The sequence below is a fragment of the Bradyrhizobium sp. LA2.1 genome (assembly GCF_040547725.1).
In the GTDB taxonomy this organism is placed as follows: domain Bacteria; phylum Pseudomonadota; class Alphaproteobacteria; order Rhizobiales; family Xanthobacteraceae; genus Bradyrhizobium; species Bradyrhizobium barranii.
This window is the reverse complement of the sequence record NZ_JBEPQI010000001.1, coordinates 47,829-73,171: the sequence shown is the minus strand read 5'-3', so window position 1 is coordinate 73,171 and position 25,343 is coordinate 47,829. Positions and strand designations below refer to the sequence as shown.

17 protein-coding genes and 1 pseudogene are annotated in these 25,343 nt (G+C 61.1%); 13 read left to right on the top strand and 5 right to left on the bottom strand.

Going from position 1 to position 25,343, the window contains the following annotated elements; genetic code table 11:
- Positions 1-16 precede the first annotated feature (16 nt).
- From cyoA to ABIB95_RS00235, 9 genes are all read left to right on the top strand, one after another.
- Complete coding sequence (gene cyoA / locus ABIB95_RS00275; protein WP_354237486.1) at positions 17-856, top strand: ubiquinol oxidase subunit II; 840 nt, start codon at positions 17-19, stop codon at positions 854-856.
- Positions 853-2,841, top strand: a complete 1,989-nt coding sequence (gene cyoB, locus ABIB95_RS00270) for a cytochrome o ubiquinol oxidase subunit I (protein WP_354237485.1) — start codon at positions 853-855, stop codon at positions 2,839-2,841. Before cyoA ends, cyoB begins: the two co-directional genes overlap by 4 nt.
- Positions 2,838-3,470, top strand: a complete 633-nt coding sequence (locus ABIB95_RS00265; RefSeq protein ID WP_354133620.1) for a cytochrome (ubi)quinol oxidase subunit III — start codon at positions 2,838-2,840, stop codon at positions 3,468-3,470. Before cyoB ends, ABIB95_RS00265 begins: the two co-directional genes overlap by 4 nt.
- Positions 3,467-3,862 carry a cytochrome o ubiquinol oxidase subunit IV gene (cyoD, locus tag ABIB95_RS00260; RefSeq protein WP_502917786.1) on the top strand — a complete coding sequence of 132 codons (396 nt, stop codon included), beginning with the start codon at positions 3,467-3,469 and terminating at the stop codon, positions 3,860-3,862. Before ABIB95_RS00265 ends, cyoD begins: the two co-directional genes overlap by 4 nt.
- A 778-nt stretch (positions 3,863-4,640) precedes the next feature.
- Positions 4,641-5,441: an acetoacetate decarboxylase family protein gene (locus ABIB95_RS00255; RefSeq protein ID WP_354237484.1), complete on the top strand. Its 801-nt coding sequence runs from the start codon at positions 4,641-4,643 to the stop codon at positions 5,439-5,441.
- Between the two features lie 129 nt (positions 5,442-5,570).
- On the top strand, positions 5,571-6,371 hold the full coding sequence (locus ABIB95_RS00250; protein WP_354237483.1) for an acetoacetate decarboxylase family protein: 801 nt from the start codon (positions 5,571-5,573) through the stop codon (positions 6,369-6,371).
- A gap of 246 nt (positions 6,372-6,617) precedes the next feature.
- Positions 6,618-7,205, top strand: coding sequence for a helix-turn-helix domain-containing protein (locus ABIB95_RS00245; protein ID WP_354237482.1), 588 nt, complete (start codon positions 6,618-6,620; stop codon positions 7,203-7,205).
- The gene (locus ABIB95_RS00240; protein ID WP_354237481.1) at positions 7,202-10,048 is read left to right on the top strand and encodes an ATP-binding protein; all 2,847 of its coding nucleotides are present in this window, start codon (positions 7,202-7,204) and stop codon (positions 10,046-10,048) included. The genes ABIB95_RS00245 and ABIB95_RS00240 overlap by 4 nt, the downstream gene beginning before the upstream one ends.
- Positions 10,049-10,160: 112 nt before the next feature.
- Positions 10,161-13,040 (top strand): ATP-binding protein, encoded by a 2,880-nt coding sequence (locus tag ABIB95_RS00235; RefSeq protein WP_354237480.1) that lies wholly within the window; start codon positions 10,161-10,163, stop codon positions 13,038-13,040.
- A 12-nt stretch (positions 13,041-13,052) separates the two neighbouring features.
- Here the strand turns inward: ABIB95_RS00235 and ABIB95_RS00230 are convergent, their stop codons facing one another.
- Complete coding sequence (locus ABIB95_RS00230; protein ID WP_354237479.1) at positions 13,053-15,125, bottom strand: winged helix-turn-helix domain-containing protein; 2,073 nt, start codon at positions 15,123-15,125, stop codon at positions 13,053-13,055.
- 159 nt (positions 15,126-15,284) lie between these two features.
- Here ABIB95_RS00230 and ABIB95_RS00225 point away from each other — a divergent pair, with 159 nt between their 5' ends.
- From ABIB95_RS00225 to ABIB95_RS00210, 4 genes and pseudogenes are all read left to right on the top strand, one after another.
- On the top strand, positions 15,285-15,602 hold the full coding sequence (locus tag ABIB95_RS00225; protein ID WP_354237478.1) for a hypothetical protein: 318 nt from the start codon (positions 15,285-15,287) through the stop codon (positions 15,600-15,602).
- A 460-nt stretch (positions 15,603-16,062) separates the two neighbouring features.
- Positions 16,063-18,930 (top strand): ATP-binding protein, encoded by a 2,868-nt coding sequence (locus ABIB95_RS00220; RefSeq protein WP_354237477.1) that lies wholly within the window; start codon positions 16,063-16,065, stop codon positions 18,928-18,930.
- Between the two features lie 129 nt (positions 18,931-19,059).
- On the top strand, positions 19,060-20,772 hold the full coding sequence (locus tag ABIB95_RS00215; RefSeq protein WP_354237476.1) for a thiamine pyrophosphate-dependent enzyme: 1,713 nt from the start codon (positions 19,060-19,062) through the stop codon (positions 20,770-20,772).
- A gap of 935 nt (positions 20,773-21,707) precedes the next feature.
- A pseudogene (locus ABIB95_RS00210) lies at positions 21,708-21,935 on the top strand (NmrA family NAD(P)-binding protein); the annotation flags it as partial.
- 110 nt (positions 21,936-22,045) lie between these two features.
- Here ABIB95_RS00210 and ABIB95_RS00205 read toward each other — a convergent pair.
- The 4 genes from ABIB95_RS00205 to ABIB95_RS00190 are packed head-to-tail and all read right to left on the bottom strand — an operon-like array spanning position 22,046 to position 25,173.
- Positions 22,046-22,657 (bottom strand): HupE/UreJ family protein, encoded by a 612-nt coding sequence (locus ABIB95_RS00205; RefSeq protein WP_354237475.1) that lies wholly within the window; start codon positions 22,655-22,657, stop codon positions 22,046-22,048.
- A complete protein-coding gene (locus ABIB95_RS00200; protein ID WP_354117714.1) occupies positions 22,654-23,259 on the bottom strand; it encodes a HupE/UreJ family protein in 606 nt (201 codons plus the stop codon). Before ABIB95_RS00200 ends, ABIB95_RS00205 begins: the two co-directional genes overlap by 4 nt.
- A 16-nt stretch (positions 23,260-23,275) precedes the next feature.
- A complete protein-coding gene (locus ABIB95_RS00195) occupies positions 23,276-24,268 on the bottom strand; it encodes a HupE/UreJ family protein (protein ID WP_038942328.1) in 993 nt (330 codons plus the stop codon).
- Positions 24,265-25,173 carry a peptidylprolyl isomerase gene (locus tag ABIB95_RS00190; protein WP_354237474.1) on the bottom strand — a complete coding sequence of 303 codons (909 nt, stop codon included), beginning with the start codon at positions 25,171-25,173 and terminating at the stop codon, positions 24,265-24,267. The genes ABIB95_RS00195 and ABIB95_RS00190 overlap by 4 nt, the downstream gene beginning before the upstream one ends.
- Between the last annotated feature and the right edge of the window lie 170 nt (positions 25,174-25,343).

Genomic DNA, 25,343 nt, shown 5'->3' with positions numbered 1-25,343 from the left:
CCTCCTGACCGGGGCCATGATGCTCGGCGGCTGCACCGAAGGCGTGCTCGATCCGAAAGGGCCGATCGCGCTGGCCGAGCGGCAAATTCTGTTTAACGCGCTCGGCATCATGCTTGCGATCGTGATCCCGGTGATCCTTGCGATACTTGGCTTCGCCTTCTGGTTTCGTGCATCGAACGAGCGAGCGCGCTATCGGCCGGATTTCACATATTCCGGACGTCTTGAGTTGCTGGTCTGGTCCATCCCCGCAATGACGGTGCTCTTGGTCGGCGGCGTCGCATGGATCGGCGCACACGATCTCGATCCGGGCAAGCCAATCAGCTCAGCAGTCAAGCCTGTCAACGTTCAAGTCGTCTCGCTCGACTGGAAATGGCTGTTCATCTATCCCGAGCAGGGCATCGCGAGCGTCAACAAGCTGGTCGTGCCGGTGGGGACGCCGATCAGCTTTGAACTGACCTCATCGAGCGTCATGAACAGCTTCTTCGTGCCTCAGCTCGGGAGCCAGATCTACACCATGTCGGGAATGGCGACCCGCCTCCACCTGCAGGCGGACCATCTCGGAACCTATCCAGGGATCTCCGCCATGTTCAGCGGCGACGGCTTTCCCGACATGCACTTCACGGTCGAAGCAGTGACCGACGATCGGTTTGCGCAATGGGTTCGGCAGGCCGGCGAAACCGGTTCGATCCTCGATAAGCAGGCTTACGCCGATCTGGTCAAGCCGAGCAAGGCGGTCGCGCCGTTCACCTATCGTGGCGTCGTCTCCGATCTGTTTAGCAGCATCGTAAGTGCTGGGATGGGCACCCAAGACTCGTCTCTATCAGTTTGTTCAACCTCGCAGAGGGCAGATCGATGAATCTCCTCGGAAAGCTCGATTGGAACGCGATTCCCCTCCATGAGCCGATCATCATGGGCGCAACGGGCTTCATGGTCCTGGTCGTGCTGGTTGTTCTCGGATTCGTCACGGCGAAGGGAGCCTGGCTCTATCTGTGGCGCGAATGGCTCACCTCGGTCGACCACAAGCGGATAGGCGCCATGTATTGCATACTGGCGCTCGTCATGATGCTGCGCGGTTTCAGCGATGCAATCATGATCCGCGCGCAGCAGGCGCTCGCAGCCGGCGGTGCACAAGGTTATCTGCCGCCGGAGCATTTCAATCAGATTTTCTCTGCCCACGGCACGATCATGATTTTGTTTATGGCAATGCCGTTCGTGGTGGGGCTCATGAACTTCGCAGTCCCGTTGCAACTTGGTGTTCGCGACGTCGCATTCCCTACGCTCAACTCCGTCAGCTTCTGGCTGACTGCCTCGGGCGCGTTGTTGGTGAACATTTCGCTGGCGGTCGGTGAGTTCTCAAAAGCCACCTGGTGGGGTTATCCCCCCCTGAGCGAAATGCAATATTCGCCCGGCGTCGGCGTCGACTACTATCTTTGGTCGCTGCAAATCTCCGGTATCGGCACCTTGCTCGCGGGCATCAACTTCGTCACAACAATCCTCAAACTGCGCGCGCCAGGGATGGGCTATATGCGCATGCCGGTCTTCTGCTGGACCGCGCTTGCTGCCAACCTGCTCATCGTCGCGGCTTTTCCGGTCCTGACCGCGACGCTCGCGATGCTGGCGCTCGATCGCTATCTCGGCTTTCACTTCTTCACGCTCGAAGGCCAGGGCAATCAGATGCTGTACTCGAACCTGTTCTGGGTATGGGGGCACCCCGAAGTCTACATCCTGATCCTGCCGGCGTTCGGCGTATTCTCGGAAGTGATGGCGACCTTCTCCGGCAAGCCGTTGTTCGGCTATCGCTCGATGGTCGCCGCGACGATGGCCATCTGTATCCTCTCCTTCCTGGTCTGGCTGCACCACTTCTTCACAATGGGTGCCAGCGCAAACGTCAACGGCTTCTTCGGCGTCATGAGCATGATCATCGCTTTGCCGACGGGCGCGAAAGTCTTCAACTGGCTGTTCACGATGTACGGCGGCCGGGTTCGGTTCTCGGTGCCGGTGCTCTGGTCGATTGGCTTCATGGTGACTTTCGTCATCGGCGGCATGACCGGCGTGCTCATGGCGGTGCCTCCGGCCGACTTCCAGCTGCACAACAGCGTGTTCCTGGTCGCGCACTTCCACAACGTCGCCATCGGCGGCGTCGTGTTCGGCGTGATGGCGGGGTACAATTATTGGTTTCCCAAGGCGTTCGGGTTCAAGCTCGACGAACGCTGGGGCAAAGCGTCGTTCTGGTGCTGGTTCGTCGGCTTCTATGTCGCCTTCATGCCGCTCTACGTGCTGGGCCTGATGGGCATGACCCGGCGCATGCAACATTACGACAATTTGTCCTGGCAGCCGTGGTTGATAGCGGCGGCATTCGGCACCGCTATCATCCTGGTCGGCGTCGTTTGCCAGATCGTCCAACTCGTTGTGTCGATCCGCAATCGCGAAGAATTGCGGGACGTGACCGGCGATCCCTGGAACGGCCGCACGCTCGAATGGGCGACGGCGTCCCCGCCGCCGGCATGGAACTTTGCATTCCAACCCAAGGTCGCCGGACTGGACGCGTTTTGGACCAGCAAAGATCGCGCGCAAGCGACGACGGACGGGCCGAGGCCGGCGCGCAGGTACGAGCCCGTCGAAATGCCGAAGAACAGCGCCACCGGCTTTATTACGGCCTTCTTCGCGGTCGTCATCGGTTTTGCGCTGATCTGGCACATCTGGTGGCTGGCCGGTGTCGGGATGTTCGGCGCATTCGTGACGCTACTTGCCTTCTCATTCCGCCGACACAACGAAATTGAGGTGCCGGCCGAGGAGATCGCCCGGTTCGTGCAGGCCCACCAGGCTGGAGTTGCAGCATGAATATCGCCGTCGCAATCGATCAGATTCCGCAAGAGGCACTGCCAAGTGCGAGTGAAGCGGGACCTGCTCCAAAGAGGATTGTGGTCGCCTATGGCTTCTGGATCTTCTTGCTGAGCGACATCATCATGTTCGCCGCGCTGTTCGCGAGCTACGCGGTCCTCGTGCGCTCCACGGCCGGCGGCCCGACCGGCGCCCAGCTGTTCAACCAGACGACGGTCGCGATCGAGACGGCCTGCCTTCTCTTTTCGAGCTACACCTGCGGGCTGATGTCCTTGGCAGTGAATTCGCGCCGCTATTTCAGGACCTATTTGGGAGCGCTGATCACCTTCGTGCTCGGAGCCATATTCCTTGCTCTCGAGATCCGCGAATTCCTGAGCATGATCGCCATCGGTGCAGCGCCGCAGCGGAGTGCGTTTCTGTCCGCATTCTTCACGCTGGTCGGATGTCACGGGCTGCACGTTACGCTCGGACTGGTCTGGCTGACCGTGATGATGGTGCAGGTTGCGGTATTTGGATTCGCTGCGCGGGTGCAGCATCGTCTGCTCTGCTTCTCCTTGTTCTGGCACGCGCTCGATATCGTCTGGGTCGGAGTCTTGACGGTGGTTTATCTGATGGGAGTGAGTTCATGACCGAGGCTCGACACGAACGTGCACCCGGAGACAGGCCGAGCCGCGAGATGGACGCATCGGCTCCATCCGAGCTTCTCGTCTACACGATCGGCCTGCTTGTGGCGATTCTTCTCACGGCTACGTCATTCTGGGCTGCAAACACGACGCTGCTCTGGTCAGGCGGGGTAGTCCTCGGTCTCGCCGTCCTCGCCATTGCCCAGATGGGCATTCACCTAGTGTTTTTCCTCCACATCACCAGCGGACCGGAAAGCACCAACAACGTGCTCGCGCTTGCCTTTGGCGCTCTCATCGTATTCGTCGTGATCGCGGGCACCATGTGGATCGTGGCAGACATGAACGCGAACATGATGATGCCGCCGGGCGCGCCGATGGGCATGAGGATGCAGCATTGAAGGGTGTCGCGGGGATAGCTGCTGTCGTTCGAGCATGCCGTCCCTCGCGCAGTGCGTGGTCGTTGGCTTTGGTCGGCCCCGGCGATCAGAAGGCGCTCGACGGCGCCCATCGCGCCGTAATGCTGTGACGGGCCGACTATCTTGTGGGGCGCTTGCGAGTGCTGTTGCTGTCCCTGGCGCCGGGGATTTGCGTGATGTCCACCTGGATTACCTGCCTACAGGTATCGCTGAGTTCGGAGCTCCGCTCTCTCAGACAAATCGCTATGTCGTCCGCATTGGGGATGAATGTACTGCAAAGGCGGAACACATCGGGCGTGCATGCCGCACGCTGTTCCGGTGTCCCTTGCGAGAACGAGGGCGCGGGCCAGGCGGTGGCGAGCAGCAGGCACAGGGACACACCCCGCGCCAGGGATATCGAACGCCGTGGCATCCGCTTGTTTGAACTTCTCGTTTTCATCAGGAATCTCGCGCTGATTAATCGAGGCCGATACTCGACCTCGTCGAGCTGACACCGATACGCTCTCGTCGGAGCACGGGCTTGTCGCAAAATGTCAGCGTTTGTAGCTTTCGACCCTGCCGCGGCCCACCGCGTGCTGGAACGGCCTTGTGGGGGAGCGGGCAATATGGAGTTGCGAGGTTCGGGCCGGTTTGTAGCAACCGCGGGTCCGCACGAACCGCCAAGGCGTCACACGTTCGTCCAAGCGTCGCGCCTGATACGGACGCTAGTGTTCGATCTTGGAATGATGCGCCTGACACCGACTGCTGGCGAGGCGAAGACATGCTCAAGGGATTTACGGCTCCTCGGTCGCCTCGGGGGATTGCTGCATTGGTCCCGCCGCCACCCTGGCACTTCGCTGGCGACGTACTCGCGGTGGAATTCTGGAATGATCCCGATGTATCGGTCCAGATCCTCCCGTCGGGTGTGGAGCTTGATGAGCGGCGTCGAGGCCGCTCGGTCGCACTCTTCACGGACTATCAGTTCACGGCGCAGAATGAGGAGTATCTGGACCCGGCCAGATATCAGTGCCGCGGATTCAGCGTTCTCCTCGACGCGATGTGGAAGGGGAAACCCATAGCGTGGTGCCCGTACTGCTATGTCGACAACGACGCTGCATTGATGAGAGGCTGGATTCAGGGCTATCCGAGAAAGTTCGGCACTGTGCACCTGACCCGCACCTTTGCCGCATCGAGCATGGCTTCGGCGCCTCTCGCCCATGATGGCAGGTTTTCGGCCTGCATGTCCGCTCACGGCCGCTTGCTGGTGCAGGCGAGCGTCACCTTGCGCGAAAAGGCCGAGCGTCTTGTCGGATTTCTCGACCGCCGGATTGTGGGGCGGCGGTATTTTCCGCGGCTTTCCGCCGGCATGCACGACAAGCCAGCCGTGGATGAACTCGTTCGATGTGTCTCAGATCATTCCCTGATCACAAACATCTGGATCGGCGAGGGTGACCTCAAGTTTCCGGAGGTCTACGGAGAAGAATTGGAGATGCTGGGTCCGCTCAAGGTGGGACGCGCATATCGGTTCTCGTTCTCCTATTCAGTCACCGACATCGAAGTTCTGGCAGACCTGACAGCGTAGCAGCCGGCTGATGTCAACAGGCGTGTTCCGGATTGCGGCAGGAATCGACAAACCGGCGCATTTCAATCAAATCAAGCGGGGCTGGTTCCGGTAGCCTCTATGCCGAAAGCGATGCATCAGGACACGGGAATGCTGAAGGGCTTTACAGTTCCGAAGTCGCCATTCGGCCAGGCCGCTCTCACTCCGCCGCCACCCTGGCACTACGCTGGCGATGCTGTCGGAGTCGAATTCTGGGCCGACCCCGACGCGACAGCAGCGACATTGCCGAATGGTCTTTCCCCGGATCCTGAGTCAAACGGTCACGCCGTCATGCTGTTTCTGGATTGGCAATTCACCGCCCAGGACGACGAATACCTCGAACCGGCTCGCTATCAATATCGCGAGGCGTTTGTCCTGGTCGACGCAATGTATGTAGACATCCCGGTCATGTGGTGTCCGTACATTTATGTCGACAATGACGCTGCGCTGGCGCGCGGCTGGACACAGGGATTTCCGAAGAAGATGGGGAGCATCTTTCAGACACGCTCCTTTGTGGCTCCTGGGCCCGCCGCGGCGCCGATGGCGTCAGGCAGCCGGTTTGGCGCCAGCCTTTCGGCGCATGGCCAGCGTCTTGCGGAAGCGTGCGTCACCTTGCGCGAGCCGGTCGAAGACGGATTGTCTCTGCTCGGCCGCCCCACGGTCCTGCTGCGCTACTTTCCGAGCCTGGTGGCCGGCCGCCGGGACAAGCCTGCCGTCGACGAGCTGGCGATGTCAGTCACCGACAATCTCACCGTTGCCGGTGCATGGATCGGAACAGGAGAGCTCAATTTTCCGGATGCGAACGGTGAGGAGCTCCACTCGCTCGCGCCGCGTCGGATCGAGTCGGGCTTCCGGTACTCGCTTTCCTATTCGACCAGCGATCTGAAAATCCTCGAAGACCGTGCTTTATAAGTGACCGCTCGCGCGGGGACGGCGAAGTGCACAGCCGCCGCTTCGCTAGGATGTCGTCGGAGTGCCGCCGCCGCCGTCTATCTTGTTGAAAATAAACAACTCTTTCGCGTCATCGAACGTTTGCCCAGCAAAAGAGCATTTGCCCGAATTTAACTGTTCAGAACGTTACTTAACAAGCCAAGGGGCTCCCCTTGCTGCACTCTCTCGCCGATCCGGGCTGTCGGGCTAAGCGTCGAGGGAATGAATATGACAGGACTTCCGGCTACCGCCCCAGAATCTTCCCTCGCATCCGACCAACAATTCAACCTGGTTGCGAGTAGCCTGGCCACGCTGCTTGAAACGGCGAGGCGAGAGCTGGAGCGTGATCGAGATGCGGCGAGGGTGTCGCTGGCGACGGCATCCCACATCCTGCAAGCGGAGATCGAGCGATGTTCGGGCGCTGGCGGCTCCACAAGGGGCGGTCTGGCGGCCTGGCAGATCTTGCGCGTGCGAGCTTACATCGACAGCAATCTGCACCGTACCATTCACATCCGGGATCTCAGTGCGGTCGCACGTCGAAGCCCGGCGCACTTTTCCCGGAAGTTCAAACTGGCTGTTGGGGAGTCGCCGCATGCCTATGTGGTGCGAAGGCGCCTGGAGCGAGCCTGCCACCTGATGATGACCAGTGCGGCCTCACTGAGCGAAATAGCCCTGAGCGTGGGCTTTTCCGATCAGGCGCATCTATGTAGGCTCTTCAGGCACGCTTTTGGCCGGAGCCCGGCCAATTGGCGACGCGAGCGCGGCATCCCTGACGAGGTCAGCTTGAGACCCGGCTTGGACGAGAATATCCCATGAGCGATCAGCGCGGCAAAGTGCTGAGCTTCGGCCCTTTCGAGCTGTCGATCGGGGGCAGGATTCTGACGAATGGCGCAGAGACCGTATCGCTTGGCGCGCGCGCCATGGACCTTCTCATTGTCCTGGTGGAGCAAGCCAACAAGGTCGTCGGCAGGAGAACCCTGATCGAGCGCGTTTGGCCGGAGAGCGGAGTTGAACAAGTCAGCCTGCGCGTTCATATCTCGGCGCTCCGCAAAGCCCTCAATCGGAGTGACCCCGGTCGGCGGTATATCGCGAACGTGCCCGGGCGAGGGTACAGCTTCGTCGTACCGGTAACGTCAGCTTCCCTGCCAATGTCTGGGGATCTCAATCCATCTTCGAGGCCCCGACTGCCTGCGCGCCTGGTTCGGATGCTCGGACGAAGAGAGGCGCTCGCCACGATCCAGATGAAGCTGGCCGAGCAGAAATTTGTTACGATCGTCGGCCCCGGCGGGATTGGTAAAACCACCGTAGCGGTGGCGGTTGCCCACGAAATGAGCGCCACCTTCAATGGCCAGATCTATTTTGTCGACCTGAGTGCTCTGGGCGGCGCCTCGCGCGTCGCTCCAGCAATAGCGGCAGCACTAGGCGTGTCGGTACAAACGAGCAATGTCGTACCAGCCCTGATCGATCGGCTGCAGGGAAGGTCAACGCTCATCATTCTCGACTGTTGCGAACACCTTATCGATGAGGCGTCAGCCGTGGCGGAAGAACTGATCTGCCGTGTCCCGACACTGCATCTGCTCGCGACCAGCCGGGAGGCGATGCGAGTTGAAGGTGAACAGATCTACGAACTCTGCGCGCTCGAATGCCCTGGGGAAGACAACAAGTCGGCGCACGACGTGCTGCAATATCCCGCGGTCCAACTGCTGGTCGATCGCGTGCGGGCCGTACGCGGTGACTTCGAGCTAACAGATGCGGATGCGCCGATTGCGGCAAGGATCTGTCGGCGGCTTGACGGAATTCCATTGGCGATCGAACTCGCCGCCGGCAGAGTTGACATATTTGGCCTTAGCAAGGCGGCAAGCTTACTCGACGACCGGCTAAACCTGTCATGGGTGGGGCGCAGAACGGCGTTGCCGAAGCACCAGACCTTGAACGCCACGCTGGAATGGAGCTACGACCTGCTTGGCGTGACCGAGAAGCGCGTCCTGAGCCGGCTCAGTGTTTTCGCCGGCGGATTTACGTTCGAAGCAGCGGTCGCCGTGGTCGCTGACGAAACGATAGATGAAGCAAACGTCTCGGATTGTATTTGGGAGCTCCGCTCGAAATCGATGATTGCTGCTCAGGGACAGGGCGCGAGGCTCCGCTTGCTCGACACCACACGTGCCTTTGCGTCACGACGGCTCGCCGAAAGCGCCGATGAGGTCGGTTTGCGCCGCCGTCACGCCCTCTACTTCGGCGACCTGTTCAAACAGGGTTCTTCATTGGACATTCCCGAGAGGCTCCAGGCGCTCGGGGTCGAGGTCGGCAATGTCAGAGCGGCTCTGAACTGGGCTTTCTCGGTCGAAGGTGATGCGAAAATTGGCGTTGAACTTGCCGCCGCCTCGGCAAGCACCTGGATGGCAATGGCCCTTCTTACCGAATGCCGGGATTGGATGACGAAGGCCATCGGCCGGCTCGACAATGCGAGTGCCGGCTCGCGCCAAGAAATGATCGTTCAGTCCGCGCTCGCCAGTTGCATGATGTTCACGGATGGCATGACCGAAGAGTCGTACGCAAGCTGGGAAAAAGCGCGCCTTCTTGCCGAGTGTCTTAACGACACCGAATGCCAGCTCGATTCCCTGCTTGTTCTTTGGGCCCACCAGATCCGGCTTCCAAGTTATGCCGAGGCGACGGAATTGGCAGATCGATGCGGCGAAGTCGCTGCTTCGAGCGGCAATAGTGGCGCGATCGCAATGGCCAACTACATGCGTGGCGTAACGTACCACCACAGTGGGCGAATATTACAGGCTGAAGCTTGCTTTGAGTTGTCCCTGCACCGCGACGACGAAGCGTCCCGCCGGTCTCTCATCACCCGGTTTGGCTACGATCGGAAAGTCGACGCCCTGGCCGTACTGGCCAATGTGACCTGGCTCCGGGGCTGTCCTGATCAGGCGCGGCGCCTCAAACTGACGTCGATCGCTGAGGCACGCCAGTTGGATCACGCGGTACCGCTCTGCGTGGCGCTGGCTTGGGCAAGCTTCAATACCTACCTGGCAAGTCCGGACGATCCCGAGACCGAATCGCTTGCCAACGAACTTGTCGACCATGCCGGAAAATACAATGTGGAGAGCTACCAGGGGTTCGGCCTCGCCATGCAGGCTCTCTGCGGCGTCAGGCGGGGCGAGGGCGATGCAGCTTCAGCGACGCTCTACCGAGGCTTGGAGAAGTTGTCCGCGGCGCGATATGAAGTCTTCAATTGGTTTCTGCAAGCAGAGTTCGCAAGATGCACGGCCGTCGCGGGTCATCCGCAGCTGGGGCTTGCCATCTTCGAACGGGCCAAGATCAATCTTGACGAGACCCAATGGTACGCCGCGGAATTGCGCCGCATCAGAGGCGAACTGGCCCTGTACAACGACGAGGGGCTTGAAGTCGCCAGACAGTATTTTCTGTCGGCGCTCGAACTCTCCGCCAGTCAAGCCAGCTTATCGTGGGAGCTCAGGGCCGCGACGAGCCTGGCCGTGGCGGAAAAATCGGCCGGGTTGAAGGAGCGGGCGTGGCAGACCTTGCAGTTCACCCACGCAAAATTCCGGGAAGGCCTTGATACCGTCGATCTGCGGTTGGCCAAGCAGGTACTAGCCGTTTCACATTTGCACGATGGCGCCGCCAACTCGATGCACTGAGGCTTGTCGCTGGAGAAGGTTTGGGATAACCCTCGATGGGCCGGGTGTATTTGCTCAAGACCGACGACGAACGGTGCAATCACCGAACGTCGAGCTCTTGGCGGAATAGATTATGTCGGTCCAACCAATTGGCTCATCGCGTGCAGTCCGGCTTCGGTTTGGCCCGTTCGAGCTGAATGTCGCCGAGCGCTCTCTGAGCAAGGCGGGCCAGATCCTTCCACTGGGCGGCAGAGCCTACGACATTCTGATAGCTCTGCTCGAAAATGCCGGTGAGGTCGTCCCCAAGTCCGAACTGATCGCCAGGGTATGGCCTGACGTAACCGTCGAGGAAGGCAGTCTTCGCGTCCATCTATCGGCGTTGCGCAAGACACTGGGCGATGGTCAATTTGGTAACAAGTACATCGCGAACATCCAGGGCCGTGGGTATAGATTCATTGCGCCGGTCACGCCACTTTCCGCGGCCGTCGACAGCGGTAACGCATCTTCGGGATTGTCCAGCTTGCCGCCGGCATTGGGCCGCATGGTTGGCCGCAGCAAGGTCGTCCTTGAGATTCAGCGTTTGCTCCAGACGGACCAGCGCCTCACGACTATTTTGGGTGCCGGCGGCATCGGCAAGACAACGGTCGCCCTGTCGGTCGGGCACGCGGCGCTTGCTGATTTCTCCGAGGCGGTCTTCTTTGTCGATCTTTCAACGGTTAGCGAGAACGAGCAAGTCATCGGTGCTGTCGCTTCCGCGGTCGGGCTCGTCCCACAGCCAGCCGATCCGAAGGAGGCGCTGCTCAATTTTCTGAGCGCTCGCAAGGCGCTTGTCATTCTCGATAGTTGCGAACATCTCATCGATGGATCCGCGGAGATAGCTGACTATATTGTCCGGAATACCCCCGCCATCTACATACTCGCGACAAGCAGGGAAACCTTACGCGTTCCTGGCGAGAGCGTATTTCGTCTTTGTCCACTGGACTGCCCGCCGGAGCAGCCGGAGCCAACCGCGTCAGAGGTGCTTGCCTATCCGGCCGCACGGTTGTTCGCCGAACGCGTCAGTGCTCGCCGCGGCAGCTTTTCGCTCAGTGACGACGAAGCTCCCATGGTTGCCGAGATTTGCCGCAAGCTTGACGGCATTGCGCTCGCTATCGAACTCGCCGCCGGAAGGGCCGCTGTCTTCGGCGTCGGGAATACCGTGGCAAGGTTGGGTTCGCGCATCGATCTCCTGAAGTTCGGTCGCCGGACGGCGAATCCTCGGCATCAGACGCTCAAGGCGACGCTAGACTGGAGCCACGATCACCTGTCCGAGTCCGAACGGATTGTGCTGCGACGTGTCGCGATCTTTATCGGGCCATTTTCATTGGAAGCGGCGTGTACGGTCGCAGAGCAGGAGGGTATTGATCGGTCGGAGATCGAGGGAACGGTCGCAAACCTTGTCAACAAATCGCTCATCGTGGCGTGGCCCAGCTATCGACGGATGATTTATCGATTGCTCGACACGACGCGCTCCTATGCCCTGGAGAAACTTGCTGCGAGTGACGAACACAATTCCATGGCGGCGCGTCACGCGAGCCATTTGAGCCAGTCATTGGAGGACAGCCGGGACAATCTTTTCGACCTAGAGTCCGGACAGCCTCCGGGGAGCGCGATACAGCACTATCTGGGAGACGTCCGTGCCGCGCTCGAATGGAGCTTTGGCCCCGATGGAAACGATCGCGCGGCCATACGAATGGCGGCGGCGGCCTCGCAGTTATTTCTGGTCAAGTCGCTTTTCGTGGAGTGCCGGGATTGGATGGAGAAGGCGATCGATCGGGTTGGTGAGGACTGCGACCCGCGCGACCAGATGGAAATCCACGCTTCTCTCGCCTTGTCGCTGATGTTCACAGCCGGGAATAGCGAGCGGGTGCGCGATGCCTTCAATACGGCGTTGACATTCGCAGAACGGCGCGACGATGCCTACCAGCAACTGCGTCTTCTCAGCGGGCTGTCGATGTATCTTCATCGTACGATCGACGCGGCGGGCAGCCTTGAAGTTGCGCGACGCGCGGAGTCGGTCGCGAACAAGACCGGAAATCCGGAAGATTCGGCGCTTGCGGATTCGATGCTGGGAGCCGCCTATTATATGCTTGCGGACTACGTCCGCGCGCCAAAATACCTCGAACGGGCTCTGCATAGGTCGCCGGCTTGCCGCCGGTTCAACGCAACTCAATATCTGTTCGATCTGCGAACCACCTCGCTGTTCAACCTTACCCGGTCACATTGGTTCGCTGGCAATCTCGATAGAGCCGCGGATTATGCCGAAAGAACCATCGAGGAGGCTGAGAGATCGGATCATCCGATCGCTCTGTGTCGAGCTCTCATGCTGACGATGCCTTTCTATTTCTGGATTGACGATTTGGAGCAGGTCGAACCGAACCTCTCCGCGCTCGAGCTGACTGCGGAGAAGTATTCGCTGGAGCCATTCCGGGCTGTCGCCACGGGACTTAGGGGGCGCTATCTGGTCCGTGTCGGCCAGACGGAAGATGGCATGCGTCATCTGCGGGACGGCCTAGAAAAACTGCAGATCCTGCGATACGAAATGCTTGTAACGGATTTCGTCTCCGAATTGGCGCTCGGCCTGGCGAAACAGAACGAGCGCGCGGAAGCGCTGGCTCTCATCGACGGTTCGATCGCCACGCAGCTCGGATCGAACAGGCCTCTTCACCTTCCGGCGCTGTTGCTGGCGAAAGGCTCGGCCTTTGTGTGCGGAGAGCCTCAACAGCTTGGTCTGGCTGCGGAGTGTTTCGGGGAAGCGATGACCCTGGCCGGGCAACAATCGGCGCTTTCGTTCGAGCTGCGGGCAGGCTTGGAGCTTGCGCGGCTTTGGATTGATCGGGGTCAAACCCGAAAGGCCCACGATCTCATCGGAGCCATCTACGACCGGTTTACCGAGGGCTTCGAAACGCCGGATCTCATGTCGGCGAGGCTGGTCCTCGAGCAGACCCGCGTTCGTGCGCGACAAGCCGGATGACGGGGCGAAGCTTCACCGCGTGGTGACAATGCCGAGGGTCTGCGCGCGTGACACGGCCTGCGCACGCTTCTCCACACCCAGCTTGGTGAAAACGCTCTTGAGATGCGACTTCACCGTCTCGGGACCGATATCGAGGCTTCGGGCGATTTCCTTGTTGGACAATCCATCCGCGATCCGCGTGAGAATGTCGGTCTCGCGACGGCTCAATGCGCTGAGAATCCGTGCGCTTGAGTCCGGCGCTGAGCGATCCTGTCGTGCTCGCTGCAGACCCGCCGCGAGACGATCGACGTAGGGGATCAGATCCGCCTTGAGGTTTCCTCCCTCCCGCGTCGCCTGGAGAAGCTCCGAAATGGCTGGCCCCTCGTCGAGGACGGTCTGATAGAGACCGGCCGCCGCACACGCGGCAAGCACGCGACGAAACCGGCTCACCGCCTCCGCGGCCTTGCCCGCGCTGAGCTGAACTGTCGACTGACGAATCGCAATGGAGATCAGGAACTGACGGTGCTCCATCGCTTCGGCTTCGTGCTGCAATTGTTGCAGGATTGAAGCGGCCTCGTCCGATCGAGCCTGCAGGCCCAGCAAATGAGCGCGGGCCAGTTTGTGGTACCATCCGATCTCCGACCAGGCGCCAGGCCTCGGTGCCGGGTATTTCCGTGCAAGGCGTTCCAGGCGATCGACGCATGCGGCGGCTTCATCCAGCCGGCCATCGTTCAGGTAGAGCCGCGCCTGCTCCGCGATCACGCCGGCCGAGAGCCTTCCCCAATCCCGTGCGACGCCGAGATTTTCAGCTCGTTCCAACAGAGTGCGGGCCCGCTCGAAGTTCATCCGTGCCGCGGCGACCCGGGAGATCACGAAATAAGTGCTCCACACGCAGTCGAGCATTGTCCCCGAGTTGATCAGCGGGAGGCGATCGATGACCCAGGCTTCCGCCTCATCAAGCAGGCCTTGCTCGTACTTGATTCGCGCGATCAGACTTGCCGGCAAGGCCGCTGCAATCGAATTCGGCCCGACATCCTGCTCGGCGACCCGGAAGCCCTCGCGGTAGTGCTTTTCTGCCGCCGCGAGGCGTATCTGCCGCTCTTCTGTAAGCCCGTTCAGGCAGTGTCGATACACCGAGGCAAATACATTCCTGCGATCCTCCTCGACCGAATAGGGAATCCATGGCGTCGCATGGAATTGCTTGAGGCTGCCCGCCTTCATGTGGCTGAAGCGAACGACGTTCGATGCTACGTTCGCGGTCCAGGGATCGGATGAACGGTCGACGCAATCCTGTGCCAGAGGCAGCGCGCTTTCGCTGTCATCCTTCAGCGCGATGGCAACGGAGCGGATCGCCTGGCATTCACACAGCAGGTTGCCATCAGGCAGAGGCATTGCGGCGATGTCGCCTTCGATGTCGGTTGCGAGCTTCAGGGCCTCGTCAAAGCGAAGCGCGAGCGCCAATCCCCAGCCGATCGCCAATCGGACCTCGCACTGACCTCGCATGAGTTCGTCGGGAAACTGTCGCTGCCATTCCAGCAAGGTGAAGAGATCGCCTTTCTTGATCAAGGCCATCGCGCAATTTTTGATCCAGCCGATCGCGCGGTCAGGAGCGCCGGCCGCGATCGCGTGCTGAACCGCCTCAGTCCATAATTCATGGGAGGCATACCAAAGAGCCGCACGCCCGTGCAGTTCAGGAACTTCAATGCCACGGTCCGCCTCGAGCCGCTGTCGCAGATATTCGGCAAGCAGCGTGTGATAGCGAAACCAGACGCCGTCGTTGTCGAGCGGCGTGAGCAGCATCTGGCGCTGGGCAAGCGATGCCAGGATGCTGCGGCTCGCGCCCAAACCCGTTACGGCCTCGCAGAGGGCGCCGGAGAGCCGATCAAGAACGGCCGTTCGCAGCATGAAGTCGACCAGTTCGACTGGAAGCTCATCCAGCATCTCCCTCAGGTAGGCGGCAATTGGACGCTGCGAGCCCGAGAGATTGTGGACATATTCCTTCAGGCCGGATCCGGACTGCGAAGGCATGGATGAAATGATCCGCAACGCGGCCGGCCAGCCTTCGGTCTTGCGCTGCAAGAGTTGCACGTCGGGGAATTCCAGCATTCCGGGTTTAGTGCTGTCCAGAAACGTCTGTGTCTCCAGCATGTCGAACCGCAGGGCTTCGGCATCGATCTCGATCAGCTGGTTCTGGGCTCGCAAGGTCGCGAGCGGCAGGGGAGGTTCGGTACGCGTCGTCAGCACCACGTGACAGTGGGACGGTGCGTGCTTCAGAAAATACGCGACGGTCTGATGGATGCGAGAAGCGCTGACCCAGTGATAGTCCTCGAGAAACAGGTAAACGTCATCCTCCATCTCCGCCAGATCGTTGATCAGGCTCGACAGGATCGCCGTTGGGTCGATCAAATTGTTTTCGAGGATCAGCCCGATCGCGCCGACGCCGACGTCCGGGCAGGCGTGATGCAGGGCCTGGGAAACGTAAAACAGAAACCGCGTGGCCTCGTCGTCGTCCGGATCAATCGTCAGCCACGCAACGGCATTGCCGTCTTGCTCGAGCGACTCGGCCCAGGTGGCCGCCAATGAGCTCTTGCCGAAGCCCGCCGGCGCCTTGATGACACCCAGTCGCTTGGCCGGAAGGTCCGACAGGATGGCGAGCAGTCGCGGACGCGCGACCAGCCCGCCGAATCGTGCCGGCAGGATCTTGGTCGCGAGAAATGGCAGCTGTCCTCCGCCAGGCGAGGGGCCCGTTCCATGAGTCGGATGGCTGGAGTGCGGCTGGATCAAAGGCTCCCCCTAACCACGTCAGTCCTCCCCCCATTCGGGGGATGCAAACCATGGTGAAATTGTACGATCTCTGTCAGCGAGAGGGAAGCGCCGGGCGTTGTCGGTTGTATGCAGTCTGCATGCCGGTCGCCGCGTGCTGATCCCTTCAGATCCGCGCGTGGAGCCGAAAGCAAGCTGATGTCTATCAAGATCGCACGCTTGGGTTTCGCGCGGACCAACGAACATCCAGGAAAAGCATCCCAAGCCCCTGCTAACAGCCATGGCTGACGATGAGCCTCGTGGAAATCTGCGGTTTGGCCCGTTCGAGCTTTCGAGCAAAGAGAGGGCGCTTCGGCGCGACGGCGTGGCGCTGCCCCTCGGCAGCAGGGCCCTCGACATCCTGATCTACCTTGCCGAGCGCCCCGGCAAGGTGATCGCAAAGCAGGAGTTGATCGATCACGTCTGGCCGGACGTGACGGTCGAAGAGGGGAGCATCCGGGTCCACGTAGCCGCGATTCGCAAGGCGCTTGGTGACGGCCAATTCGGCAACCGCTACATCGCAAACATCAAGGGACGGGGCTACTCGTTCGTCGGCACATTGGCCTCCCTTGGGGGCGCCACGGAAGGCAGGACCGCCAGGTCCAGGCACCAGGGCAGGCTTCCGGTGCGACCGATCATGATGATCGGACGCGAGACGTTCGTCACCGAGGTCGGCGACAGGCTTCAAAATGACCGGTTCGTGACACTGCTCGGCCCCGGCGGCATCGGCAAGACAACCATCGCTCTGGCCGTCGGCCGCGTCGTCGCCCGGGCGCTCGGCAGCGAGATCTATTTTGTCGATCTGGAAAGCCTCACCGATCCGCACCATGTCGCTGCGGCCGTTGCGACCTCCCTGGGGCTTTCACTCAAATCGAAAGATCCTGGCCCGGAGCTGGTCGACCTCATCCGGTCGCGAAAGCTCCTCATCATACTCGACAGCTGCGAGCATGTGATCGAGGCGGTCGCCTCGCTTGCCGAACAACTCTATCAGCAAACGGAACAGATTCATGTTCTGACCACGAGCCGGGAATTGTTGAAAGTCGAGGGTGAACATTGCTGCCGGGTTCCTCCTCTCGATTTTCCGCCAGACGACTCGGAGCAGACGGCAAATGCAGTGCTGCGATATCCGGCAGTGCAGCTGTTCGTACGGCGCGTGGCTACGCGAGCGGGTCGCGTCGTTCTCACCGACAAGGAGGCGCCATTCGTCGCGGACATATGCCGAAAGCTGGATGGGATTCCGCTGGCGATCGAGCTGGCCGCGGGGCAGGTCGCCGCCCTTGGCCTCGAGAACACGGTTGACCTCCTGGTGTCCCGGCTGGAATTGCTGCGACTGAGCCATCGAACGGCAGTCGCCAGACATCGGACGCTCAAGGCGACACTGGATTGGAGCTACGATCTGCTGTCCGACGCGGAGAGGATCGTCTTTCGACGCATCGCTCCTTTCGTCGGACATTTCACCCTCGATGGCGCGCGGTCTGTTGCCGGTGAACCCGGTGTGGGAGTCGAGGAAACCTTCGACGCTGTCGCAGGGCTGGTCGAGAAGTCATTGATAGCAACTCGGATCGATGTCGCGCAGGCGCAGTATCGCCTGCCGAACACGACCCGGGCATACGCACTGGAAAAACTGGAAGAACACGACGAAGTCGATATGGTCTTCGGTCGGCATGCGGAATACCTCGCCGGACATCTCGAAACACTGAGGGAGGCTCTATCGAGCCTGCCAGGCGCCGAAAGAGCCGCGGCCTATTCCGACCAATTGAGCAACGTCCGTGCGGCGCTCGAATGGAGCTTTGGACCGCGCGGCGATGCCGAGACGGCAACGAGACTGGCCGCCGCTTCCACACAGGTGTTTCTGGAGTTGTCGTTGCTGATCGAGTGCCAGGCATGGGCCGAGCGCGCAATGGCAGACCTGGGAAGCCCGCATCAATACTCCCGCTTCGCCATGGAGATCTCCGCATCAATCCCGCTGGCTTTGATGCATACGGAAAGCAACGATCGACGCGTGCGGATTGCTTTCGCGAACGCGCTGGATATTGCAATCGAGCAGGGCGATCTAGCTCAGGAGCTGAGGGTTCTAAGCGGTCTTTTCATGTATTCGCACTGGACCATGGACATCCGAGGTGCGAGCGAGATCGCCACCCGGAGCAAGAAACTGGCGTCGACAACGGGAACTCACGACGACATGGCGCTGGCGGAAGCAATGCTGGCGGCCTCCGAACATCTGTCGGGAAATCATCTCGCCACACAGCTACATTGCGAAGCCGGTCTCCGGCACCTGGCGTCCAGACCGCGTTCTCGATCGGAACCATATCTCTTTCATTATACGAGCTTCCTGCTCGTCGGCATGACACGTTCGCTCCTGTACAGGGGCTTGCTCGACCAATCGCTGGACTATGCAAGGCGCGCCAGAGAGGAGGCCAAGAGGTCAGGCAACCCCGCCACGTTGTGCCGATCCCTGGCTTTGGTTCTTCCTGTGTTTCTGGCCATGGCGGATCTGGGTCAATCAGATCAGTACATCGGTGAGCTGAGTGAGCTCTCCGTCGCGCATTCCCTGATGCCATATCGCGCCATAGCGGCTGGCCTGAAGGGCCAATGGCTGCTTCTTCAGGACATGCGCATCGAAGCGATCCAATTGTTGAAGAGTGCTCTGGATGACCTTCACGTCCAGAATCATGAGATGCTGAACATGGATTTTACCTGCGATCTGGCCGAGGCGCTTGCGGATCTTGGTGAGCATGAGCAGGCACTGACCCTCACGGCGAATGCAATCGAGCAACAGCGGCGCGCCGGAAAATTGTTGCACATGCCCGCCCTGTTCAGGATGAAAGGGCGCATCCTGGCGTCTCGATCTGCGGAGGATCATTTCGACGCCAAAGAAAGCCTGCTGTCGGCAATCGACTGGGCCAAACGCCAGTCCGCCACCCTGTTCGAATTGACGGCCGCGACGGACCTGGCCGGGCTGTTGCTGAAACAGGACCGCTTGCCGGAAGCTTATGAATATCTCAGCGCGAGTCTTGATCGCGTGCCGGCCGGAATTTCATTTCCTGCCCGCAATCGCGCGGTTCAAATGCTCGGTCAACTCCGATCCGGAGCCGAGGACGTCGGCTGAAAGGTGCGCCATCCGAAGCCGTGCGCCGTCTGCGCAGGCGGGTTCAAGTCCTCGCATTTTGATCCAAGCCCTGACAGCACAGTTGGGCGCACGCTGTGGCAGGAACGGTCATAGCCAAGGTTGAATGTCATGGGCAAGCTGGTCGCGGATATCATTGTTGAGACCTTGCAAAGCGCAGGCGTCAAGCACTGTTACGGCGTCGTCGGCGACACCCTCAATCTGATCGCCCGCTCGCTCGAAAAAAGCGAGATCGAGTGGATCTCGATGAGACACGAGGAGGCGGGGGCGTTCGCCGCGCAGGCTGAGGCGCAGGTCGCCGATCGCCTGACCGCTGTTGCCGGCAGTTGCGGTCCCGGAAGCTTGCATTTCATCAACGGGATATTCGAAGCCAATCGCAACCGCGCCCCCGTCATCTTGATCGCAAGTCAGATCATTCGCGACGAACTTGGCTTCGAATTCATCCAGGAGGTCGACTTCAAGCAGGTTTACAGGGATTGCAGCGTCTTCTGCGACATGATCCACACCCCGGAACAAGCGCGACGGAAGACGGTCATCGCCTGCCAGACGGCTCTGGCGAAACGCGGGGTTGCCGTATTGATCGTGCCGGCGGATATCTCGGCCTCGGTCGTGAATGACAGCGTCCCTTATGCGGTGCACGTCGCCAGACCCGTCACGCGGCCGAACGATGCGGATCTCGGCGAGATCGCGGATATCCTCAACAACAGCGAAAATGTCGTGGTGTATGGCGGATCGGGCTGTAAGGGAGCCCATCAGGAAATTCTCGCGGTCGCCGACAGGCTGAAGGCACCGATCGCGCATACGTCGCGCGCAAAGGACTTCCTCGAGTTTGACAATCCCTCCAACATTGGAATGACCGGGATGCTCGGCAACGAGGCCGGCTACCATGCCTTGCTGGATTGCGATGCATTGCTGATGCTCGGCGCCGACTTCGCCTGGCGGCAATTCTACCCGGACAAGGCCAAGATCGTGCAGGTCGATATCGACCCCACCCATCTGGGGCGCCGTCATCCGATCACGAAGGGCGTTGTCGGCGATGTGAAGGCGACGCTGGAGGCGCTGTTGCCGAAGCTGGCCGCGCGCAGCGACGCCTCGTTCCGAAGCGCGTACGTTCAGCGCTACGCGAATTATCGGGAGGCCGAGCGGGCCAAGGTCGCTGCAGGCCACGATGGCAGTATTCCGGGGAGCTATCTGACGCAGGTGATCAGCCGCCATGCGGCAAAGGATGCGCTGTTCACGGCCGACGACGGTACCCCGGCGGCCTGGGCCTATCGCCATATCGAGGCAAACGGCCAGCGCCGCATTTTCGCAAGCCTGCTTCATGGAACGATGGCCAATGGCATGCCGTCGTCCATTGGGCTCCAAAAGGCAGAACCCGGCCGACAGGTCGTGTGCATGGCCGGCGACGGTGGAATCTCGATGCTGTTCGGAGATCTGATGACGATCGTCCAACAGGAGTTGCCCGTCAAGATCGCCGTCTACGACAACGGCAAGCTCGGCTTCGTCGAGATCGAGCAAAAGGCCGAGGGCATGCTCGATACCTTCACGAAGCTGAAGAACCCGAATTTCGCAGGCGTTGCGCGCGCGCTGGGTCTCTGGGGCCAGACCGTTTCGAACGCGGGCGAATTGGAGACCGCGGTCAAGGACTGGCTGGCGCAACCGGGACCCGCGCTTCTGCACGTGCATGTCAACCCGATGCAGCTCGTCATGCCGCCATTCATGCAGGTCGAGCCTGCAATCGGGATGGCGCTCTATTCCGCCCGCGCCGTCCTGCACGGTCGCGGAGGCGACGTCTGGGAAATGGTGAAGGAAAACTTCCTCTAGTCGAGGTCGTTCCCCCAGCGGTGGCATGGCGTGCCGCACTGCGTGAGAGTGGCCAGGCATTGCTGTGATGGGTCGATCGAGATTGCCGAGATTGCCGGAGCCATCGGCTCTGCCCATGGCAAGGTACTTTGCCGTTGTCGGCGGCGCACTCGCTGCTCTTCTGCTGATAATTGGCTGGTCTCTGCCGAAGCTGCCGGACAGATTTCCCGATCGGGCGAATGGTATCGATGCAGCCACGATCCGGATCGCATCCGCGCGCAATTGGCCGGAAAAGGTTGTCCTGGATACCAGCCAGCCGACAATGCCGCCATCGTCCATCGGGGTGGTGCCGATCCAGGAATTGGCCGAGCGGCCGCCTGATGAGAGGACGGATCAAATGCACGCTGATTCCTCGGCTGACTCCATGGCGGAATCGAAACCCGTGGCGCGGCCGATCATTGCCGAGCATCCGCCTATGCGGGGCAAGCGCAAGAGGGCTCGGGCCGGTTCATCAGCTCATGTGGCGAGAGCCCGTAGTCCCAACGAGCTCCAGGGATTGAGTGCGGAGTGCTGCTGGTTTGAGCCGATGGACAGGCGGGTACCATCGAGGCCTGCCTTGCGCAGTCGCGTGGCGCGCCGCGACTCATGGACAGGCTGGCATTTCCCGGAGGCAAATTGAAAGTTGGGGCTGCTCTGCCAGCCTCGTCCTTGTTCTGCCGACCTCACATCCAACATGCGCACGATTGTCCAATACGGGCAGTCATGGGGCCGCTACGCTGACGGCGACCATGTCGCAATGCTTGGGGGCGGGCTCTGGACGCCGTATCCGGGCGCTGTGCAGGCAAATCGTCGATGGAAGTCCACCTGCCTGCCGTTCTGACGGCGATAGAGAATCACTTCGAGGCGGGCCTTGAGCTGGCACGTGAGGATCCACGACGCACAGTCCTAGCAAGCCCATCATCTTCATCACGGGTGGCACCGGATATATCGGCGAAACATTTCTCCAACTGATGCTCTCGCGCAATTACCTGCGTGAATTTGCGATTTCAGCGCTGGTTCCGCTGAACGACGATGCCGAGAAGATGCGGGAGATTGGGATAGATCCCATTGTGGGGACGCTGGACGATCATCAACTGCTGAGAACGGAATCGGCGCGAGCCGACGTCGTTTTCAACACGACGCACTGCGATCACCAGGCGAGCGCGAGGGCCATTATCCAGGGGCTTGAGGAGCACTCAACGGAAACCGGGAAGGGTCCAATCCTCATCCATACGTCGGGCGCCTTCGCGGCCTCTCACGACGCGAGAACAAGGCTCGCCATCATCAGACCGATAGCCGCGATCCAGCCTCCAAGTGCACGGACGGCGATGGTTCGCCAAGACGCTACGCCGTCCGAATTCGTGAATACGGCGGTCAGCGCCATTGCCAGCGTGATGGCCCCGTAACCTACGCAAGCCAATCCTGCCGCAAACAGCAACCGGTCGGTTTCAGGCCCGAGGTCGGCGTTGTTCGCAGCGCCCCGTATCACGGCGACTGCGAAGGCAATCGCGCACAGCATGAATGCGGGCACCTGCGCCGCTGCCGCGAGCAGCAGGCCGATCGCGAGCATCATTGCCGCGTCCGAAAGCTGTGTGGAAGTCGTGCTGAAAACCTGTCCAAGAGCCAACCCGACCAGTAGTCCAAGCGGAAACACCGCGATGAGCCAGCGCCCCTTGGCGGCTCCAAGCGTACCGGCCAGCACGCCGGTCGCAGTCCAGAGAACGACATCCTGAAGATCGGTGAGGGGATGTACGACACCCATGTAGAAATCGCCGAGGCGCGCCGCGACGATATGCGCCTCGGCGGTGCTTGCGCCGGCCAGCAGCATCGCTGTGGTCATTAATAGGCGAGTGCAATTCACGTTCATGCAAGGGCTCCGACGCCCTGTGCGAGGAAATAGCAGCCAATTCCCGCGATACCCGCCCCGAGTCCCTGAATGACGCGCTCGCCTGCGGGCCAGCGCGTCAACGCGCCGATCGTGATGCCGAGCAGGTGCAAGAGGCCGGTGGCGGTGACGAAGCCGACGCCGTAGGCCAGCGCATTCGCCGCGCGCGGAAGCTCGGCGCCGTGCGCATGACCGTGAAAGATCGCAAAGATCGCAACGACGACGGCAGCAGCGGAAAAGGGCAGACGCAGCCGGGCCGCAACGGCGACGCCCAGGATCACGGCCGAGACGGCAATCATCACCTCCGGTATCGGAAGCGGAACATGCAGCACGCCCAAAACCCCGCCGACCGCCATGACGAGCGGGAAGGTGATCGGCAGGATCCAGATTGCGGGGGCGCCGAGCTGCGCGCCCCAGATCCCGACGGCCACCATTGCGATCAGATGGTCGATGCCGGTGACCGGATGGAGCAAGCCGCTGACGACGCCGCCCGCCACGCCAGCCTGCTCGTGCGCGAGAGCCGGCTGCGTCAGTGCGAACGAAACGATCGCGGTCGTGAGGGCTCGGGGGATGCGTAAAGACATTGTTTGCGACTCTCGCTTAGATCGCGGCGAACACGCGCGCCAGACGGCCGAAGAACCAGAACATCGATACCGACCCGATGAGGTAGGCCGGGAGGGCCTCGCCCCAGCGCGGCACGACGGCATCAAGCCGTCGGTGCGCCCAGATCAATGCGAGCACGAGCAGTACGAAGGCAAGCTGTCCGATCTCCACGCCGAGGTTGAAGAACAGCAACGCTGCAGGAAGAAGGCGGCGTTCGAGCCCAAGTCCCGCCAGGGCGCTCGCGAAGCCGATGCCATGAACCAGACCGAAGCTGAATGCCACGATCCAGGGATAGCGGGCGGTGAGTCCGATCTCGCCGCGCTGCTGCTTGACGATTTCCACCCCGACGAACGCGATGCTCAATGCGATACAGGCGTTGAGCGGGCGTTCCGGCACGCCGATCAGGCCGAAGGCTGCCGCGGCAAGCGAGGCGCTGTGCCCGATCGTGAAGGCCGTGATCGTCTTCACCAAGCGCCAGCCGCCGCCTACGATCCAGATCAGGCCGAGCACGAACAGCAGGTGATCGGCGCCGAGCAGGATGTGATCGATCCCGTAATTCACATAGGTTTTCGCCAGCTCGATCCACGCCTCGAGCGTCGGGGCGCCGGTGCCAAGAATGGAGACGACGGGATTGGCGGTCGAAATGGTGTAGCTGCGCGGCTCCCCGGTGATCGGGATGACCTTGATCAGGACAACCGACATGTTGGAGCCGAGATTGGAGATGGTGATCGAGCCAACCAGCCCCTTCTGGCCGCAATTCATTTCGGGCAGGCGGAGAAAACAGTGGGGCGGCACCTTGAGATCGACCCGGGATGCGCCGATCGAGGGCTCGATGCTCCAGCGGCCGACGAATGCGCCGGGCCGCACCTCGCGGAATTCGAGCACACCCATCGCCGCCTCGTGCGCATTCAGCGCCGAGGGCCGGACGAGCGCAGCCAGCACCAAAGTCAAGACCAGCAGCGCTGGCCGCAGATATCGGATCGCCGTCACGGCTCGTACCGCACCTGATAGGACGCCTTCAGCCGCGTGACCGCTTCCCAGGCCAGCTTGCGGGTCTCATCCGTGTGCCAGATCCTGGCGGCCTCGTCCCTGACCTTGTCGAGGCTGGCAAGATTTCCGGGACGCCGCGAATCCAGCCGGGCGACGTGCCAGCCGTCCTTGGATTGCAGCAGCTTCCATTCGCCCTCCGGCATCGCCAGCAGTCGATCACGGAAATCCTCGCCGAAGGACACGGCGAGACTTGCGACCGGGCGAGCGAGGATCGCGCGCGTGAGATGCTGCAGCTCCTCGGATTCGCGCTGCCCGACGATATCGTCGAGCTGACGCTGCGCCGTGGCCTGATCCGTGGGCGGGGTGATGTAGAACGAAACCAGCTCCGGCTCGTCGAAGCGGGCGTGGTTTTCAGCGAACCACACGCGCAGCTGCTCGTCGGAGGGGCGCGGGACGCGGATCTGGTCGAAGATCAGCAACTGCATCTTGTAGGCAATCCGGTCGCGGATCGTCTCGTCGCCGCGGTCCACGGCAAGCGCCTTGCCTTCACGGTAGAGGATTTCGCTCGCGACCCAGCTGTCGATCATCTTCTGGAGCTGCGCCTCGGATGGGGTGCGTTCCTTGTCCTCGTCGAAATTATCGATGAAGGACTGGCGCATCGTCTTGGTGACGATGATGACCTTCTCGTCCTTGGCGGGCGGATGTAATACGGCGTCGATGCCGAAGATGATCGCACCCAGCAGGGTGAAGTGCAGCAGCGGCTCGCGCAAGAACCGTGCAAGCGTCGAGGCGAGGGAGCGCGAACGCGTCGCTGCGCCACCGGCAGCATCGGCGCCCGGATCCGGAGCTTCCGCGCGCGATATCGCAATGGACTGCACTTCTACTGATGTCGCCGGCATTGACATGCGTTTGTCACAAAATTCTCACAGCGCGCGCCGCCGCATGATGCAGCAGCACGCTTCGTCATCTTCAATCGCTCACGTGACGCGGAAATGCAACGGCCGCGCGCGCGAGGCAAGATGCTTCACGAAAGTGCAGCGTTGCGTCGCGCGAACACAAATCCTTCACGAAGCTG

What these genes read in the sequence shown, in the direction of transcription:
- ABIB95_RS00220 (WP_354237477.1), top strand. Translation starts at nt 16,063, where the DNA reads ATGGCTGACGATGAGCCTCGTGGAAATCTGCGGTTTGGCCCGTTCGAG.
- ABIB95_RS00245 (WP_354237482.1), top strand. Translation starts at nt 6,618, where the DNA reads ATGACAGGACTTCCGGCTACCGCCCCAGAATCTTCCCTCGCATCCGAC.
- ABIB95_RS00240 (WP_354237481.1), top strand. Translation starts at nt 7,202, where the DNA reads ATGAGCGATCAGCGCGGCAAAGTGCTGAGCTTCGGCCCTTTCGAGCTG.
- ABIB95_RS00190 (WP_354237474.1), bottom strand. Translation starts at nt 25,173, where the DNA reads ATGTCAATGCCGGCGACATCAGTAGAAGTGCAGTCCATTGCGATATCG.
- ABIB95_RS00230 (WP_354237479.1), bottom strand. Translation starts at nt 15,125, where the DNA reads ATGCTGGAATTCCCCGACGTGCAACTCTTGCAGCGCAAGACCGAAGGC.
- ABIB95_RS00235 (WP_354237480.1), top strand. Translation starts at nt 10,161, where the DNA reads ATGTCGGTCCAACCAATTGGCTCATCGCGTGCAGTCCGGCTTCGGTTT.
- ABIB95_RS00200 (WP_354117714.1), bottom strand. Translation starts at nt 23,259, where the DNA reads ATGTCTTTACGCATCCCCCGAGCCCTCACGACCGCGATCGTTTCGTTC.
- ABIB95_RS00255 (WP_354237484.1), top strand. Translation starts at nt 4,641, where the DNA reads ATGCTCAAGGGATTTACGGCTCCTCGGTCGCCTCGGGGGATTGCTGCA.
- ABIB95_RS00215 (WP_354237476.1), top strand. Translation starts at nt 19,060, where the DNA reads ATGGGCAAGCTGGTCGCGGATATCATTGTTGAGACCTTGCAAAGCGCA.
- ABIB95_RS00205 (WP_354237475.1), bottom strand. Translation starts at nt 22,657, where the DNA reads ATGAACGTGAATTGCACTCGCCTATTAATGACCACAGCGATGCTGCTG.
- cyoB (WP_354237485.1), top strand. Translation starts at nt 853, where the DNA reads ATGAATCTCCTCGGAAAGCTCGATTGGAACGCGATTCCCCTCCATGAG.
- ABIB95_RS00265 (WP_354133620.1), top strand. Translation starts at nt 2,838, where the DNA reads ATGAATATCGCCGTCGCAATCGATCAGATTCCGCAAGAGGCACTGCCA.
- ABIB95_RS00250 (WP_354237483.1), top strand. Translation starts at nt 5,571, where the DNA reads ATGCTGAAGGGCTTTACAGTTCCGAAGTCGCCATTCGGCCAGGCCGCT.
- cyoD (WP_502917786.1), top strand. Translation starts at nt 3,467, where the DNA reads ATGACCGAGGCTCGACACGAACGTGCACCCGGAGACAGGCCGAGCCGC.
- cyoA (WP_354237486.1), top strand. Translation starts at nt 17, where the DNA reads ATGATGCTCGGCGGCTGCACCGAAGGCGTGCTCGATCCGAAAGGGCCG.